The 14,665-nt window shown below is 70.9% G+C and carries 16 protein-coding genes; 11 read left to right on the top strand and 5 right to left on the bottom strand.

Translation table 11 applies throughout. From position 1 onward, the window contains the following. Window positions 1–27: 27 nt before the first annotated feature. Entirely contained in the window at window positions 28–357 is a 330-nt protein-coding gene (locus AC0VYM_RS21265; protein ID WP_475454854.1) for a DUF4870 domain-containing protein, read from the bottom strand. Between AC0VYM_RS21265 and AC0VYM_RS21260 the strand changes: the two genes are divergently transcribed. Further along, on the top strand, window positions 346–1,554 hold the full coding sequence (locus tag AC0VYM_RS21260; RefSeq protein WP_475454852.1) for a hypothetical protein: 1,209 nt from the start codon (window positions 346–348) through the stop codon (window positions 1,552–1,554). The genes AC0VYM_RS21265 and AC0VYM_RS21260 overlap by 12 nt on opposite strands. A gap of 145 nt (window positions 1,555–1,699) precedes the next feature. On the opposite strand, the gene AC0VYM_RS21255 is transcribed toward AC0VYM_RS21260, so the two are convergent. After that, the gene (locus tag AC0VYM_RS21255) at window positions 1,700–2,533 is read right to left on the bottom strand and encodes a DUF3097 domain-containing protein (RefSeq protein WP_475454850.1); all 834 of its coding nucleotides are present in this window, start codon (window positions 2,531–2,533) and stop codon (window positions 1,700–1,702) included. 177 nt (window positions 2,534–2,710) lie between these two features. Here AC0VYM_RS21255 and hrcA point away from each other — a divergent pair, with 177 nt between their 5' ends. From hrcA to AC0VYM_RS21240, 3 genes are read left to right on the top strand one after another with little or no spacing between them, the layout of a single operon-like run. Next, window positions 2,711–3,724 (top strand): heat-inducible transcriptional repressor HrcA, encoded by a 1,014-nt coding sequence (gene hrcA, locus AC0VYM_RS21250; protein WP_475454848.1) that lies wholly within the window; start codon window positions 2,711–2,713, stop codon window positions 3,722–3,724. Between the two features lie 4 nt (window positions 3,725–3,728). Next, window positions 3,729–4,871 (top strand): molecular chaperone DnaJ, encoded by a 1,143-nt coding sequence (gene dnaJ, locus AC0VYM_RS21245; protein WP_475454846.1) that lies wholly within the window; start codon window positions 3,729–3,731, stop codon window positions 4,869–4,871. After that, window positions 4,868–5,611: a 16S rRNA (uracil(1498)-N(3))-methyltransferase gene (locus tag AC0VYM_RS21240; protein WP_475454845.1), complete on the top strand. Its 744-nt coding sequence runs from the start codon at window positions 4,868–4,870 to the stop codon at window positions 5,609–5,611. Before dnaJ ends, AC0VYM_RS21240 begins: the two co-directional genes overlap by 4 nt. A gap of 105 nt (window positions 5,612–5,716) precedes the next feature. Here the strand turns inward: AC0VYM_RS21240 and AC0VYM_RS21235 are convergent, their stop codons facing one another. Then, on the bottom strand, window positions 5,717–6,424 hold the full coding sequence (locus AC0VYM_RS21235) for a hypothetical protein (protein WP_475454843.1): 708 nt from the start codon (window positions 6,422–6,424) through the stop codon (window positions 5,717–5,719). Next, window positions 6,421–7,011 carry a SigE family RNA polymerase sigma factor gene (locus AC0VYM_RS21230; RefSeq protein WP_475454841.1) on the bottom strand — a complete coding sequence of 197 codons (591 nt, stop codon included), beginning with the start codon at window positions 7,009–7,011 and terminating at the stop codon, window positions 6,421–6,423. The genes AC0VYM_RS21235 and AC0VYM_RS21230 overlap by 4 nt, the downstream gene beginning before the upstream one ends. A gap of 291 nt (window positions 7,012–7,302) precedes the next feature. Here AC0VYM_RS21230 and AC0VYM_RS21225 point away from each other — a divergent pair, with 291 nt between their 5' ends. The 6 genes from AC0VYM_RS21225 (at window position 7,303) to era (ending at window position 12,279) form a co-directional block, all read left to right on the top strand. Next, window positions 7,303–7,653, top strand: coding sequence for a histidine triad nucleotide-binding protein (locus tag AC0VYM_RS21225; protein ID WP_475454839.1), 351 nt, complete (start codon window positions 7,303–7,305; stop codon window positions 7,651–7,653). Window positions 7,654–7,860: 207 nt separating this feature from the next. Beyond that, entirely contained in the window at window positions 7,861–8,964 is a 1,104-nt protein-coding gene (locus AC0VYM_RS21220; protein ID WP_475454837.1) for a PhoH family protein, read from the top strand. A gap of 137 nt (window positions 8,965–9,101) precedes the next feature. Further along, a complete protein-coding gene (ybeY, locus tag AC0VYM_RS21215; protein WP_475454835.1) occupies window positions 9,102–9,599 on the top strand; it encodes an rRNA maturation RNase YbeY in 498 nt (165 codons plus the stop codon). Beyond that, on the top strand, window positions 9,596–10,960 hold the full coding sequence (locus tag AC0VYM_RS21210; protein WP_475454833.1) for a hemolysin family protein: 1,365 nt from the start codon (window positions 9,596–9,598) through the stop codon (window positions 10,958–10,960). Before ybeY ends, AC0VYM_RS21210 begins: the two co-directional genes overlap by 4 nt. After that, entirely contained in the window at window positions 10,957–11,301 is a 345-nt protein-coding gene (locus tag AC0VYM_RS21205) for a cytidine deaminase (protein ID WP_475454831.1), read from the top strand. Before AC0VYM_RS21210 ends, AC0VYM_RS21205 begins: the two co-directional genes overlap by 4 nt. 9 nt (window positions 11,302–11,310) lie before the next feature. Next, window positions 11,311–12,279 (top strand): GTPase Era, encoded by a 969-nt coding sequence (gene era, locus AC0VYM_RS21200; RefSeq protein ID WP_475454829.1) that lies wholly within the window; start codon window positions 11,311–11,313, stop codon window positions 12,277–12,279. 68 nt (window positions 12,280–12,347) lie between these two features. On the opposite strand, the gene AC0VYM_RS21195 is transcribed toward era, so the two are convergent. Further along, window positions 12,348–13,082 (bottom strand): IclR family transcriptional regulator, encoded by a 735-nt coding sequence (locus AC0VYM_RS21195; RefSeq protein WP_475454827.1) that lies wholly within the window; start codon window positions 13,080–13,082, stop codon window positions 12,348–12,350. A 302-nt stretch (window positions 13,083–13,384) separates the two neighbouring features. Here AC0VYM_RS21195 and AC0VYM_RS21190 point away from each other — a divergent pair, with 302 nt between their 5' ends. Further along, window positions 13,385–14,665: a DUF6986 family protein gene (locus tag AC0VYM_RS21190; RefSeq protein ID WP_475454825.1), complete on the top strand. Its 1,281-nt coding sequence runs from the start codon at window positions 13,385–13,387 to the stop codon at window positions 14,663–14,665.

Below are 14,665 nucleotides of genomic sequence, written 5' to 3'. Positions count from 1 at the left end.
GGTTCCTTGGTGTGTGGGCGCGGGTGACTACTTCAGGAGCCGGATGCTCACGGGGTAGCGGGACCAGGCTCCCCTGTTGGCTCCGGAGGCTCCCAGAACGCCGAAGACGATGGAGATGATCCACACGAGGGCGATGAGAAGGTAGCCGATCCAGGACAGGCTGGGGAAAAAGATACCCAAGCCGAAGAATGCCACGCCAGCGATGACGTACGGGATCAGCATAGTGATCTGGAAGTTCGCCGCTTCCGACGCGTGGTGGCGGACGAACGGTGACAGCTTGCGCTTGGCGAAGTAGATCGCCAACGGCGGGATCCAGCCGAGGAAGGCGATGACGAACCCGGACAGGTGCGCGAGCATCGAGACCAGGACGTCGTTGTCGCCACCGGCGGGCTGCTGAGCCGGGGGCTGGCCGTAGGCCTGCTGCGGCTGCTGGAACTGCTGCCCGTAGCTGGCCTGCGGCTGGAACTGCGGCTGCTGGGGCTGACCGTAGGACGGGGGCTGCTGGACGTAGCCGGGCTGACCGTGCACCTGCTCCTGGGGCTGTCCCCAGGCGGGCTGGGCGCCGCTGGTCTGCTGAGCCTCGGGGGGCTGGATCTGCGGTTGGCCGCCGGTGTGCTGCGCCCATCCCGGCTGCGCCTGTTCGGGGGCCTGACCCCATCCGGGCTGCTGGGGCGTGTGAGGCTGGCCACCGGGGACCTGCCCCCAACCGGTCTGCGCGCCGCTCTGCTGTGCCTGGACGTCCTGGGGCTGCTGGGGCGCGCCAGGTGCCTGCTCCTGGGGTTGTCCCCAGGCGGGCTGGGCCCCGCTGGCCTGCTGAGCCTCGGGGGGCTGAATCTGCGGTTGGCCGCCGGTGTGCTGTGCCCATCCCGGCTGCGCCTGCCCCTGGCCGTGGGGCTGACCCCATCCGGGCTGCTGCGGTGGGGCGGGCTGTGCCTGCTGCTGTGGTTGTCCCCAGGCGGACTGATCGCCGTACATCGGGACCTGGGCCTGGGGCTGGCCGTACGCCGGGGGCTGCTGAGGTTGGGCGGCCTGGGCCCCGGGCTGCCCCCATCCGGGCTGCTGAGGCGCCTGCGCGGGGGCCTGCTCCCACCCGGTCTGGGCGCCGCCGGTCTGCTGCGCTCCGTGGGGCTGCGCCTGCGGTTGGCCGCCGGTGTGCTGCGCCCATCCCGGCTGCGCCTGTTCGGGGGCCTGACCCCATCCGGGCTGCTGCGGGGCCTGGGGCTGGCCACCGGGGGCCTGACCCCAGCCGGGCTGGAACTGGGGCTGCTGGGGCGCGGCCGGTGTCTGCTCGTAGGCCTGTCCCCAGGCGGGCTGGGCGCCACTGGCCTGCTGCGCGTGGGGCTGACCGTGCGCCTCGGGCTGTCCCCATCCGGGCTGTGCCCCGCTGACCCGCACTGTCTCGGTGTCAGGACGCACCTGCGGCTGGCCGCCGGTCGTCCGCTCCCACCCGGGCTGGGCGCCGCTCTGCGGGTCGGGCTCCTGCGGCTGCTGCTGTCCCTGCGCGTCGTCCGGCGACGGACGGCTGGACGGGGTCTCGCTCATGCTCTTCCCTGACTCCGCTGTTGGGGGCGCTTGCTGTGCCCGAACGAGTCGGGCCGTACCGACGACCGCGGAGGGCCGGAGGCCGTGATGCCTGAAGGAAACGGAAAACGGGGTTCCGGGGGTCCCATCAGACCATGTGATCGGGACAATCCTAGTGTTACGGAGCGTGCGGGCCCGTGACGAAGTCGATGAGCTCCTCCACCCGCCCCAGCAGGGAGGGTTCGAGGTCACCGTAGCCACGGACCGAACCCAGGATGCGGCGCCAGGCCTCACCCGTCTCCATCCGCCAGCCCAGGGCGTCCACGACGCCCTCCTTCCAGGGCAGGCCCCGGGGGACCTCGGGCCAGGAGCCGATGCCCACCGCACCCGGACGCACGGCCTGCCACACGTCCACATAGGGATGACCGACCACGAGGACGTCCGCGCCCCGGACGCGCTCCGCGATCCGGCTCTCCTTGGACCCCGGCACCAGGTGGTCCACCAGGACCCCCAGCCGACGTCCCGGCCCCGGCGCGAACTCCGCCACCACCGAGGGAAGGTCGTCGACACCCTCCAGGAACTCGACGGCCACCCCCTCCACGCGCAGGTCGTGGCCCCACACCTTCTCGACCAGCTCGGCGTCGTGGGCGCCCTCCACGTAGATCCGGCTCTCCCGGGCCGTGCGCGCCCGCGCGTCGGTCACCGCGATCGAACCCGAGGCGCTGCGCAGGGGAGCCCTGGGTGCCGCCGCCGGACGCACCAGCGTCACCGGCTCACCGTCCACCAGGAACGCGGCCGGTCCCAGCTCGAACACCCTGCGGCGCCCGTCCCGGTCCTCCAGGGTCACGGCGGCCTTGTCCCAGGACACCACCGCCCCGCAGAAGGTCTCGTCGGCGTCCTCCACGACCAGGTCATGGCTGAGGGGTATCTCGCGTACCGCGCCCTTCCGGGGTCGTCGCCAGTCTCCCGCCAGAACGTCGCGGCCGTATCGGCCGGTTCCCTTGGTAACCACGGTGGTGCAGTCTACTGGTGACGGACCCGGGAAACCCGTTGGCGGTGGCGCACGTCGCCGCTCGGGTAGGGAAGAAGCACCCCCCGTCCCCGTGTTACCGCCTGCGGGTAGCCGTGTGGGTTTGCGGCCGGGCATAGAATTAGCACTGAGGACCTTGGAGTGCCAGGAGGTGGCGAGTTGCTGGATGAGCGCAAGCTCGCAGTCCTGCGTGCGGTCGTCGAGGACTTCGTCAACACCAACGAACCCGTGGGTTCGCGGGCGTTGGCGGACCGTCACCCCCTTGGTGTCTCCCCGGCGACCATTCGCAACGACATGGTCGCCCTGGAGGAGGACGGCTACATCGCCCAACCCCACACCAGTGCGGGACGGGTGCCCACCGACAAGGGGTACCGGCTCTTCGTCGACCGGCTCTCCTCCGTCAAGCCGCTCTCGGCGGCCGAACGGCGTGCCATCGAGTCGTTCCTCGGCGGTGCCGTGGACCTCGACGAGATCGTCGCCCGCACGGTGCGGCTGCTCGCGCAGCTCACCCGGCAGGTCGCGATCGTCCAGTACCCGTCGCTGACCCGCTCGTCGGTGCAGCACGTGGAACTGGTGCCGCTCGGCGGCCAGCGCATCATGATGGTCGTCATCACCGACACCGGACGGGTCGAACAGCGCGTCATCGACGGGCTGGGATCGGTCAGTGAGACCGTGGTGGACGACCTGCGCAGCATGCTCAACCGCGCCATCGCAGGCAGACACCTCGGCGACGTGCCGGACGCGGTGGAGGACCTGCCCGCCCAGGTCGCACCGGAGGACCGTCCCGTCGCGGTCGCGATCCTCTCCGTCCTGCTGGAGAGCCTCGTGGAACGTCACGAGGAGAAGATCGTGCTGGCTGGCACCGCCAACCTCGCCGCGGTCGACTTCGCGGCCAGCCTGCGCGACGTGCTTGAGGCACTGGAAGAGAACATGGTCCTCATACGACTCCTCGGTGAGGCCAAGGACCCCTCCATGCTGACGGTGCGCATCGGCGCGGAGAACTTCCACGAGGGCCTTCGATCCACTTCCATCGTGTCGGCTGACTACGGCGTGGGAAACCAGTCGCTGGCCAAGATCGGAGTGGTGGGCCCCACCCGTATGGACTACCCAGGGACGATGGGCGCCGTCCGTGCGGTGGCCCGGTATGTCGGACAGATTTTGGCAGGACAGTAACTCAGTGGCCAGAGACTATTACCAGGTTCTCGGGGTGCGTCGCGACGCGTCCAAGGACGAGATCAAGAAGGCGTACCGGCGGCTCGCGCGCGAGCTCCACCCGGACATCAACCCGGACCCCGCCACCCAGGAGCGCTTCAAGGAAGTGACCCAGGCCTACGAGGTCCTCTCCGACGAGAACAAGCGTCGGATGTTCGACATGGGTCAGGACCCCTTCGCCCCAGGTGGCGGCGGCGGTGCCGGAGGCTTCGGCAACGCGGGCGGGTTCGCCTTCGACGACATCATGAACGCCTTCTTCGGCGGTGGACAGCCCGGCGGCCGCGGCCCCCGGGAGCGGGTCCGGCGCGGGCGCAGCATCAAGATTCGTATCGAGCTCGACCTCGTCGAGACAGCGTTCGGGGTCAGCCGGGAGATCACCTTCCCGACCGCGATCCTGTGCGAGACGTGCCAGGGCGAGGGCACCGCGGCCGGTTCGCACCGGACCACCTGCGACATGTGCCACGGCCAGGGCGAGGTCTCCCAGGTCACGCGCTCCTTCCTCGGTCAGGTCATGACCTCGCGTCCCTGCCCGCAGTGCTCCGGCCAGGGTTCGGTCATCACCAACCCCTGCGGCGACTGCGCGGGCGAGGGCCGGGTCCGGGAGAAGGTCACCCGTACCGTCAAGATCCCCGCCGGTGTCGACGACGGCACCCGCATCCAGCTCGCCGGCGAGGGCGAGGTCGGCCCCAACGGCGGGCCGCGCGGTGACATCATCCTGGAGATCGTCCAGAAGCCGCACCCGACCTTCGAGCGTCGCGGCGACGACCTGCACTGCACCATCACCGTCCCCATGACGGCGGCGGCGCTGGGCGCCTCGTGCGCGTTCGACACCCTCGACGGCACCGAGAACATCGACCTGCGTCCGGGCACCAACTCGGGCCACGTCATCACCCTGCCGGGCAAGGGCGTCACCCACCTCGACGGCGGCGGCCGGGGAGACCTGCGCATCCGCGTCGACGTGGAGACCCCGAGCAAGCTCGACGAGGAGCAGGAGGCCCTGCTGCGCAAGTTCGCGGAGCTGCGCGGGGAGGACCAGAACCCGGGCCGCTTCAGCCCCGGCCACGGCGGGTTCTTCTCCAAGATCCGTGACGCCTTCGGAGCCAAGTGACCCCGCCGGTCTTCCTGGTCGAAACCGCGGCGCTGGCGGGTGACCGGATCCGTCTCGACGGTCCGGAGGGCCGCCACGCCGTGGCGGTGCGACGCGTCCGCGAGGGCGAGACCGTCGACCTGTCCGACGGTCTCGGCCTGCGTGCGCGCTGCGAGGTCGACGAGGTCGTCGGCAAGGACACGCTGGTCTGCCGTGTGGTGGAACGCCGGAGCGAACCCGAGCCGCGGCCCCGGATCACCGTGGTGCAGGCCCTGCCCAAACGGGACCGGGGCGAGCTCGCGGTCGAGATGATGACCGAGGCCGGGGTGGACGCCATCGTGCCCTGGTCGGCCGAGCGCTGCGTCACGCAGTGGAAGGGCGACCGGGGGGCCAAGGCCCTCGCCAAGTGGCGGGCGAGCGCCCGGGAGGCGGCCAAGCAGGCCCGCCGCGCCCGGACGCCCGAGGTCACCGAGCCGATGGACCGCAAGGGGGTGTCCGCCCTGCTGGCCGGGGCGGACCTCGCCGCGGTCCTGCACGAGGAGGGGGCGGGGCGGCTGTCCGAACTGCCCCTGCCGGAGGAGCCCCACGGTACGGGGATCGTGCTGGTGGTCGGCCCGGAGGGCGGGATCTCCGAGGCGGAACTGGCCGCCTTCGACGAGGCCGGGGCGGTCCGGGCCCTGCTGGGGCCCTCGGTCCTGCGCACCTCCACCGCCGGGGTGGCCGCGCTGTCGGTCCTCCAGGCCCGTACGGGACGCTGGTGAGCGGACACGGGCCGGTGCCGCGGCGCCGCTCCTGAAGAACACGACGAAGGGCCCGTGGGAGATCCCACGGGCCCTTCGTCACGTCCGTCCGAGTGCGGCCCGGGGTCAGCTCACGCTGGCCCCGTCCTCCTCACCGTTGTTCCCGGTGCCGTTGCCGGGCTCCTCGGTGCCCTCACCCGGTTCGGGGTCGCCACCGCTGCCGGGGCTGGTGGGTTCGTCGGTGGGCTCTTCCCTGGGTTCGTCGGTGGGGGCGCAGGTCTCCCTGACCTCCCGCTCGTCGTCCTTGCTCTTCTTGTCCTCTTCACGGGGGCCGTCGGTCGGGACCGGCGTGAGCTCCTCACCGGGCGGGCACGAGGCGGTGGCCTCGAACCCGTCGTCCTCGGAGGAGGAGGGCGAGCTGTCCGGGCTGGGGGAGCCCTCGGGGTCCTCGTCCGTCTCCTCCGCCGGTTTGCTGGTGCCGGTGGTGGAGTCCGTCGAGGGGCCGGGGGCCGCGACGCCGCCGCTCCCGTTGCTCTCGGCCTCGGGCGGGGTGCCCTCGCGGTCGGCCCCCGCCGGGACGATCTCCAGGACCTGTTCACGGACCTGGGGGCTCGACATGATCACCGAGGCGACGATGAGCACGGCCGCCGCCACCGCTGTCGCGGGACGCAGCCACGGCAGCCCGAACCACGCCGAGCCGCGCTGACGCTCGGTGCGCTCACGGATGAGGTTGAGTCCTTCGGCCGACGGGGTCACGTCGTCGGCCTCGGCGCGGAGTATCTGACGGAGCTGGTCCTCGAACTCCGTTTCGTTCCGATCGTTGGGGCTACTCATGACGTCTGCTCCAGTACAGAGCGAAGGGAGGAGATGCCACGCGAGGTGTGGCTCTTGACCGCGCCTCGGCTGATGCCCATGGCGTCCGCGATCTGTGCCTCAGACAGATCGCCGTAGTACCGGAGCACGATGGCCTCTCGCTGACGGGTGGGTAGCTTGCGCAGCGCGGTGATGACCGCCTCGCGTTCCAGCAGGTTCATGGCCCCGTGCTCGGCACTGGGTGCGTCGGGCAGGGCCTTCGGGGCGTGCTTCTCGACGACGGCCCTGTGGCGCAGCACCGACCTGGCCTTGTTCACCACCGCCTGGCGGAGGTAGGAGAGGGCCTTGTTCGGGTCCCTGAGGCGGCGCCAGGCGCCGTGCATGGCGACGAAGGCGTCCTGGACGACCTCCTCGGCGGTCGCGTGGTCCCTCACGAGCAGGGCGGCGAGCCGAACGAGCGGACGGTAGTGCTCCCGGTAGAGCTCCGTCACCGCGTGGTCAGCGTCCCACTCGACCGAGAGTGGCGCCGTGGCGGCTTTGGCCACCAAGGTTTCTGTCGTCACATCAGTTCGACGCACACCCTTGTCGCGGGGTTTACGAAAGGGCATACCTCTTCATTTCCAGTAGACGTGCGTTCCGATCCGAACACGTCGGACGTGGCCGAACGGCGGGCGTGCCCACAGCCTGACGCGCACGGGGACAAAGACTATCGCGCCCCGCTCGGTCGCCGGAGGGGATCGTGGATCGGAACGGTTGCGGAAAGGTTGAGGGTTCATCTCCTCGCGGTTCGTGTACCTGCGGTGTTCCACGCACCTGCGGCATCATGGGCACCGGACAATTCCGATGACCCGAGAAGCGGTGCCGCCACGAAGTGCGGGCCGCGTGACGGAAGGCGAGCGATGGTCGACCCCGACTGCCTCTTCTGCAAGATCGTGAAGGGCGAGGTCCCCGCGGACATCGTCCGCGAGGGGGAGCGCACGGTGGCGTTCCGCGACATCAACCCCCAGGCGCCAACCCACATCCTGGTCGTCCCCCGCGAACACCACGCCGACGCCGCCTCCGCGGCCGCCACCGACACCGGGCTGATGGACGCCCTGGTCCGGGAGGCCCACGAGGTGGCCAAGGCCGAGGACGTGGTGGAGTCCGGCTACCGGATGGTCTTCAACACCGGGGCCGGTGCCGGGCAGACCGTCTTCCACCTGCACGCCCACGTGCTCGGCGGACGCGGCCTGAACTGGCCCCCCGGATAGCGGACGAAATAACCCATCGAGCCCGCCGGGCCCCCGTTGGTAGACTCGGGGACGGGCCCCACCGGCCACTTCGGTTGTCCCACACACCCGTGGTGACCGTGCTCGACACCGTCGGACCCGGTGTGCGGCCCGTCCGCGAGGAGCCCCGGGCGACCGAAGCCCCGGGGCCGTGACCGAAGGGTAGGACAGCGGCCGCAAGGCCACACCATGGCCGAGTCAACTCACACGCACCAGGACCCGGAGACCCAGGTCAAGGTCGTGGTGCCGGACGAACACACGATGATCAGCCTGCTGGGCTCGGGGGACGAGCTCCTCCGCGCGCTGGAGCGGTCCTTCAAGAGCGACATCCACGTCCGCGGCAACGAGTTCACGATCAGCGGGACCCCCGAGGAGACGGCCGTGGTGGTCCGCCTCGTGGAGGAACTGATCGAGCTCGCCAAGAGCGGCACCCACGTCACCCCCGACACCATCGAGCGCATGATCCACATGCTGCGCTCGCCGGGCAAGGAACGCCCCGCGGACGTGCTGACCACCAACATCCTGTCGAACCGGGGCAAGACCATCCGCCCCAAGACGCTGAACCAGAAGCGCTACGTCGACATCATCGACGAGCGCACCGTGGTGTTCGGCATCGGCCCGGCGGGCACCGGCAAGACCTACCTGGCGATGGCCAAGGCGGTGAAGGCCCTCCAGGACAAGGAGGTCAACCGGATCATCCTGACCCGGCCCGCCGTCGAGGCCGGTGAGCGCCTGGGCTTCCTGCCCGGCACGCTCTACGACAAGATCGACCCCTACCTGCGTCCGCTCTACGACGCCCTGCACGACATGCTCGACCCGGACTCCATCCCCAAACTGATGGCCGCCGGAACCATCGAGGTCGCCCCCCTGGCGTACATGCGTGGCCGTACCCTTAATGACTCCTTCATCATCCTGGACGAGGCGCAGAACACCTCGCCCGAGCAGATGAAGATGTTCCTGACACGGCTCGGCTTCGGCTCCAAGATCGTGGTCACCGGTGACGTCACCCAGGTGGACCTGCCCGGCGGGCAGACCAGCGGGCTCCGGACGATCGAGAACATCCTGCGTGATATCGACGACATCGCCTTCTGTCGACTGACCAGTGAGGACGTCGTCCGGCACCGGCTGGTGGGCCAGATCGTCGACGCCTACGGCCGCTACGACGCCGCTCAGGGCGGACCGGGCGGCGGCGACCGGGGCCGATCGGGACCGCGCGGCGGACGCCGCCGGGGCGGCGACACCCCGAAGGACCGCGCTGACGGCGCCGAGGGCCCCGAAGACCGGGCAGACTGAGAAGAAGTACGTAGTGACACCGGCCGGTGGGCCCGCCTCGTGCGGGCCCACCGCTGTCGGTAGGGTGCCCTTCCCCGGGTACCGGGCGGAGCGACACCGCCCACCCACACCGAATCCAAGTGAGGCAGCCCCAACCGATGAGTATCGACGTCGCCAACGAGTCCGGCGTCAGCACCGTGGACGAGGAGCGACTCTCCCGTCTGGCCCGGCACGTGCTCGACGCCATGCGGGTGCACCCGTTGGCCGAGCTGTCGGTCGTGCTGGTGGACGAAGGACCCATGACCGACCTCCACGTGCGCTGGATGGACGAGCCCGGCCCCACCGACGTGCTCTCGTTCCCCATGGACGAGCTGCGCCCCGGCGGCCCCGGGCGCACCAGCGAGCCGGGTGTGCTCGGTGACGTGATCATCTGCCCGCAGGTGGCCGAGCGCCAGGGCGAGCAGGCCGGCCACGGGACCCGCGCCGAGATCGACCTGCTGTGCACGCACGGCATCCTGCACCTGCTCGGCTACGACCACGCCGAGCCCGAGGAGCACAAGGAGATGTTCGGTCTCCAGGGTGAGATCCTCGCCGCCTGGAACGAGCGCGAGGCCGCCGCCGAGGGGACGACCGAAGGGGACGAGAGCGCCCGATGAGCGCGTCGCTGGCCACGGGTGACCCCGTGGTGTGGGCGGTGGCCTTCGCGGTCGCCCTCCTCCTGACCGCAGTGGCCGGGTTCCTGGTGGCGGCGGAGGTCGCCGTCACCCGCGTGATCTCCATGGGCATGGAGGACTCCCACGCCGAGCGCTCCGCACGGGTGCGCGCCGCGTGGGAGCGGGTGCGCGTGAACCCCACCGCCCACCTGAACATGCTGCTCTTCCTGCGGGTGGTGTGCGAGGTCTGCGCCGTCCTCGCCGCCGCCGTGGGCATGCTCTTCCTGCTGGGCGCGGGCTGGCCCGCCCTGGCGCTCACCGCCGTGGCGATGGTCGTGGTGGAGTGCGTCCTGATCGCGGTCACCCCGCGCATCCTCGGCCGCCAGTTCGCCGGTCCGCTCGCCCGGGCCAGCGCCACGGTCGTCTACCCGCTCCAGGTGGTGCTGGGTCCGCTGGCCCGCCTGCTGGTGGGGGCGGGCCGCGCGCTCACCCCGCGCGGCAAGGGCGACCGGGACGGCCCCTTCAGCACCGAGGTGGAACTGCGCCAGCTCGTGGACCTGGCCGAGCAGGGGGAGGTGATCGACCCCGAGGAGCGCCAGATGATCCACTCGGTGTTCAAGCTGGACGACACCTCGGTGCGCGAGGTCATGGTGCCCCGGCCCGACATCGTGTTCACCGGCCGGGACGCCGACGCCGACGCGGTCCTCTCGCTCGCCATGGCCAGCGGCTACTCGCGTATCCCGGTCACGGGCGAGGACGAGGACGACGTGGTGGGCATCGTCTACCTCAAGGACCTGGTGGAACGGTTGCGTGACCGCTGGGCCGCGACCGCCGGGGGCGCGGACGACGTGCCGCTCACCGCTGGCGACGTGATGCGCGACGCCACCTTCGTGCCCGACACCAAGCCCATCGACGAGCTCCTGCGGGAGATGCAGAAGCGCCGCAACCACGTGGCGGTGGCGATCGACGAGTACGGCGGCACCGCCGGACTGGTCACGCTGGAGGACATCGTGGAGGAGATCGTCGGGGAGATCACCGACGAGTACGACCACGAGATCGCCCCGGTGGACCGGCTGGACGACGACCGTGTGCGGGTGACCGCGCGGCTGCCGCTGGGTGAGCTGGCCGAACTCTTCCCCGAGCGCGACCTGGAGGTCTCCGACGTGGAGACCGTGGGCGGCCTGGTGGCGTTCGTGCTGGGTCGCGTCCCGGCGGGCGGCGCCCAGGCAGAATACGCTGGACTCAGGCTCACCCTGGAGGGCAAGAGCAGCCGCCGCAACCGGATGACCACGGTGCTGGTGGAGCGTCTGCCCGCCGAGCGGGCCCAGGGCCTCGACCACGACGTAAGGAGCACGGACCAGTGACGGACACGACGGGACTCGGCCCCGAGGACACCAAGCTGATCACCCTCGCGCGGGCCTCCCGGGCACGGAACGCGGCGGCCGAGGGCGCCGCGGTGCGCGACGAGACGGGGCGCACGTACGTGGCCACCACGGTGGCGCTGCCCTCCCTGCGGTTGAGCGCGCTCCAGGCCGCCGTGGCCGCGGCCGCCTCCAGTGAGGCCGCCGCGTTGGAGGCCGCCGTGGTCGTCACCGAGGCCAAGGAGCTGACCGAGGCCGACCGCGCGGTGGCGGACGACCTGAAGACCCACCTGGTGGTGATCGCGGCCCCCGACGGGGTGCCCGCGAGCGTCACCCGGCGTTGAGAAGGACAGATGAACGACCTCGACCTTGAGAAGCTCCGCGTGCCGCTGGAGCCGCTCTCCTACCCGGAGGGCTTCCGGAGCGGTTTCGCCTGCTTCGTGGGCCGCCCCAACGTGGGCAAGTCCACCCTGATGAACGCGCTGGTCGGGCAGAAGGTGGCGATCACCAGCAACCGGCCGCAGACCACGCGGCGGACGGTGCGCGGGATCGTGCACCGGCCCGACGCGCAGCTGATCATCGTGGACACGCCCGGTCTGCACAAGCCCCGCACCCTCCTGGGGGAGCGGCTGGACTCGCTGGTGCGGTCCACGTTGGTCGAGGTGGACGTGATCGCGTTCTGTCTGCCCGCCAACGAGCCGATCGGGCGCGGTGACACCTACATCGCCAAGGAGCTCGCGGAGCAGACCAACACCCCGGTGGTGGCGCTCGTGACCAAGACCGACCTGGTGGACCGGGCGGCGGTCGGTGAGCACCTGATGGCCGTGAACGAGCTGGGTGACTGGGCCGACATCGTCCCGGTGTCCGCGCGCGGCGAGTTCCAGCTGGACACCGTCACGGACGTGCTCTGCTCGCACCTGCCGAAGGGGCCGCCGCTGTACCCGGACGGCGACCTCACCGACGAGCCGGACGAGATGCTGGTGGCGGAACTGGTCCGCGAGGCCGCCCTGGAGGGGGTCCGGGACGAGCTCCCGCACTCGATCGCGGTGGTCGTCGACGAGATGTACGAGCGGGAGAACACCAAGCCCGGCAAGGAGCTGGTGGACATCTACGCGTCGCTGTACGTGGAGCGGCCCAGCCAGAAGGCGATCGTGATCGGCTCCAAGGGCTCACGCCTGCGGGACGTGGGTTCGCGGGCCCGCAAGCAGATCGAGGGGCTGCTCGGGCAGCGGGTGTTCCTGGACCTGCGGGTACGGGTGGCCAAGGACTGGCAGCGCGACCCCAAGCAGCTGCGCAAGCTGGGCTTCGACCAGCAGACGTAGGTCGGAGCGGACGAGGGGGCGTGACCACATGTGGTCACGCCCCCTCGTCGTGTCCGCGACGGCGCTGGTCAGCTCTGGTTGTTGAGGTCGGTGGCCAGGACCCGGGCGCACCGCCGCACGATGGGGGCGGCGTGGTCCACGAAGTCCCAGCTCACGCGGGCCTCGGGGCCGGAGACCGACACGGCCATGCCGGAGGGGGCGTCCTTGACGGGTACCGCCACGCAGCGCACGCCCACCTCCTGTTCGCCGTCGTCGATGGCGTACCCGGTCTCGCGGATGCGCCGGAGTTCGGCGAGGAAGGCGTCGTGGTCGGTGATGGTGCGCTCGGTGGCGGCGGGCATCCCGGTGCGGCGGACGGTGGCCAGGGCCTCCTCGTCGCTGAGCTGGGACAGCAGGGCCTTGCCGACTCCGGCGGAGTGCGGCAGGACGCGGCGGCCGACCTCGGTGAACATGCGCATGGCGTGGGGTGAGGGGACCTGGGCGACGTAGATGACCTTGTCCCCGTCGAGCATCGCGAGGTTGGCGGTCTCTCCGAGGTCCTCCACGAGCTGGGCCAGGTGGGGGCGGGCCCAGGTACCGAGCATGCGGGCGGCCTTGTCACCGAGTCCGATCAGACGCGGGCCCAGGGCGTAGCGGCGGGAGGGGAGTTGGCGCACGTATCCGTTGCCGACGAGGGTGCGGATGATGCGGTGGATGGTCGGCAGGGGCAGTCCGGAGGAGTCGGCGAGCTGGCTCAGGGAGGCCTCGCCGCCCGCCTCCGCCATGATCTCCAACAGGGCGAAGGCGCGGTCGAGGGACTGCACGCCACCTGAGCGCCGGGCCGTCTCCTCTGGAGGGCGTGGCTGGTCCGTTTGGGGGATCTGTGAGGCTGACAAGGGTCGTGCTCCCATGCTGAGGGCCGCTGCGGTCACGCCCATCATTCTGCAATACGAAAGGAGGTTTTCGCTCTCTGTTGCGAAGGGGAAGCTTCGCGCCCCGGGGTGCGAGGGCGCCAGAACCCTTGTTCTTCCGAATCGCAGAAGTTATTATCCGCATATAGAAATTAGTGACCGGACTCTCATCGACCCCCGAGAGTCGGCACCGACGACGGAGGAGGACACGACACGTGGCGAGTGACAGCCTTGCTGGCCTGACCGACCTGGTCACCGAACTCGACACCCGGCTGGCCGAGGCCGACGCCCGACTGGACCGTGAGTACCCCGGGACCAGCGGCGGCCGCCAGCCCGTCCACAGCGTCTACGTTCCCGCCGACCGCATCCAGCCCGGCCTCGCCGCCGCCTGGGGCGAGGAGGCGATCGCCTCCCTCGACGAGTACGCGCCCAAGGCGGCCGACCTGGCCGAGATCACCGGCCTGAGCGAGGCCGCCGTGGCCGACGCGATCCCGCTGGTGCGCGCCAAGCTCGCCCGCGAGCCCATCGAGGACCTGCGCGCCGACTTCGAGGACGGCTACGGGGCGCCCGGCGACGAGACCGAGGACGCCCACGTCCTCGCCACCGCGAACGCGTTCGTCTCGGACCTCGAGCAGGGGACGGCCACCCCCTACTTCGGAATCCGGATGAAGGGCATGGAGGCCGCCGGGCGCCACCGCGGCGTCCGCACGCTCACCCTGTTCCTCCAGACCCTGTTGGAGGGACACGGCTCCCTCCCGGACAACCTCGTCCTCACCCTGCCCAAGATCACCTCGGTCGAGCAGGTCGAGGCGATGGTGTGGGTCAGCGAGCGGCTGGAGGAGCGCTTCGGCCTGCCCGCGGGACGCCTGCGGTTCGAGCTCCAGATCGAGACCCCCCAGTCCATCCTGCTCACCGACGGCACCGTCGCGGTCTCCCGCATGATCCAGGCGGGCCAGGGCCGGGTGACCGCCCTGCACTACGGCACCTACGACTACAGCGCGGCCTGCGGGATCACCGCCGCCCACCAGAGCCTGGCCCACCCCGCCGCCGACTACGCGAAGTCGGTCATGCAGGTCGCCGCCGCCGGAACCGGTGTGTGGCTCTCCGACGGCGGCAGCAACATCCTGCCCACGGGCACCCCCGAGGACGTGCGCTCCGCGTGGAACCTGCACGCCGGACTGGTTCGCCGCTCCCTGGAGCGCGGCTTCTACCAGGGCTGGGACCTGCACCCCAACCAGCTGCCCATCCGGTACCTGGCCACCTACGCCTTCTACCGTGAGGCCTTCGCGCCCGCCGCCGCCCGCCTCAAGGCCTACCTCGGCCAGGCCGGGGGCAACGTCATGGACGAACCCGCCACCGCCCAGGCGCTGGCCTCCGTGCTGGCCAGCGGCCTGCGCTGCGGCGCCCTGGAGGAGTCCGAGGTGGTCACCGCCGCCGGCGCGGACGCCGGTACCATCGTCGCCCTGGCCACCCGCCGTGTCGGACAGGAGCAGTGA

The sequence above is a fragment of the Nocardiopsis sp. iso_237 genome (genome assembly GCF_056173345.1).
Note: the sequence above shows the minus strand (reverse complement) of the source record. Positions and strands in the feature narration are given on the sequence as shown.

Excerpts from the sequence above, each read along its gene's own strand:
- AC0VYM_RS21225 (WP_475454839.1), top strand. The coding sequence starts at position 7,303 with ATGGTCGACCCCGACTGCCTCTTCTGCAAGATCGTGAAGGGCGAGGTC.
- AC0VYM_RS21265 (WP_475454854.1), bottom strand. The coding sequence starts at position 357 with ATGCTCGCGCACCTGTCCGGGTTCGTCATCGCCTTCCTCGGCTGGATC.
- era (WP_475454829.1), top strand. The coding sequence starts at position 11,311 with ATGAACGACCTCGACCTTGAGAAGCTCCGCGTGCCGCTGGAGCCGCTC.
- AC0VYM_RS21230 (WP_475454841.1), bottom strand. The coding sequence starts at position 7,011 with ATGCCCTTTCGTAAACCCCGCGACAAGGGTGTGCGTCGAACTGATGTG.
- AC0VYM_RS21220 (WP_475454837.1), top strand. The coding sequence starts at position 7,861 with ATGGCCGAGTCAACTCACACGCACCAGGACCCGGAGACCCAGGTCAAG.
- AC0VYM_RS21235 (WP_475454843.1), bottom strand. The coding sequence starts at position 6,424 with ATGAGTAGCCCCAACGATCGGAACGAAACGGAGTTCGAGGACCAGCTC.
- AC0VYM_RS21210 (WP_475454833.1), top strand. The coding sequence starts at position 9,596 with ATGAGCGCGTCGCTGGCCACGGGTGACCCCGTGGTGTGGGCGGTGGCC.
- ybeY (WP_475454835.1), top strand. The coding sequence starts at position 9,102 with ATGAGTATCGACGTCGCCAACGAGTCCGGCGTCAGCACCGTGGACGAG.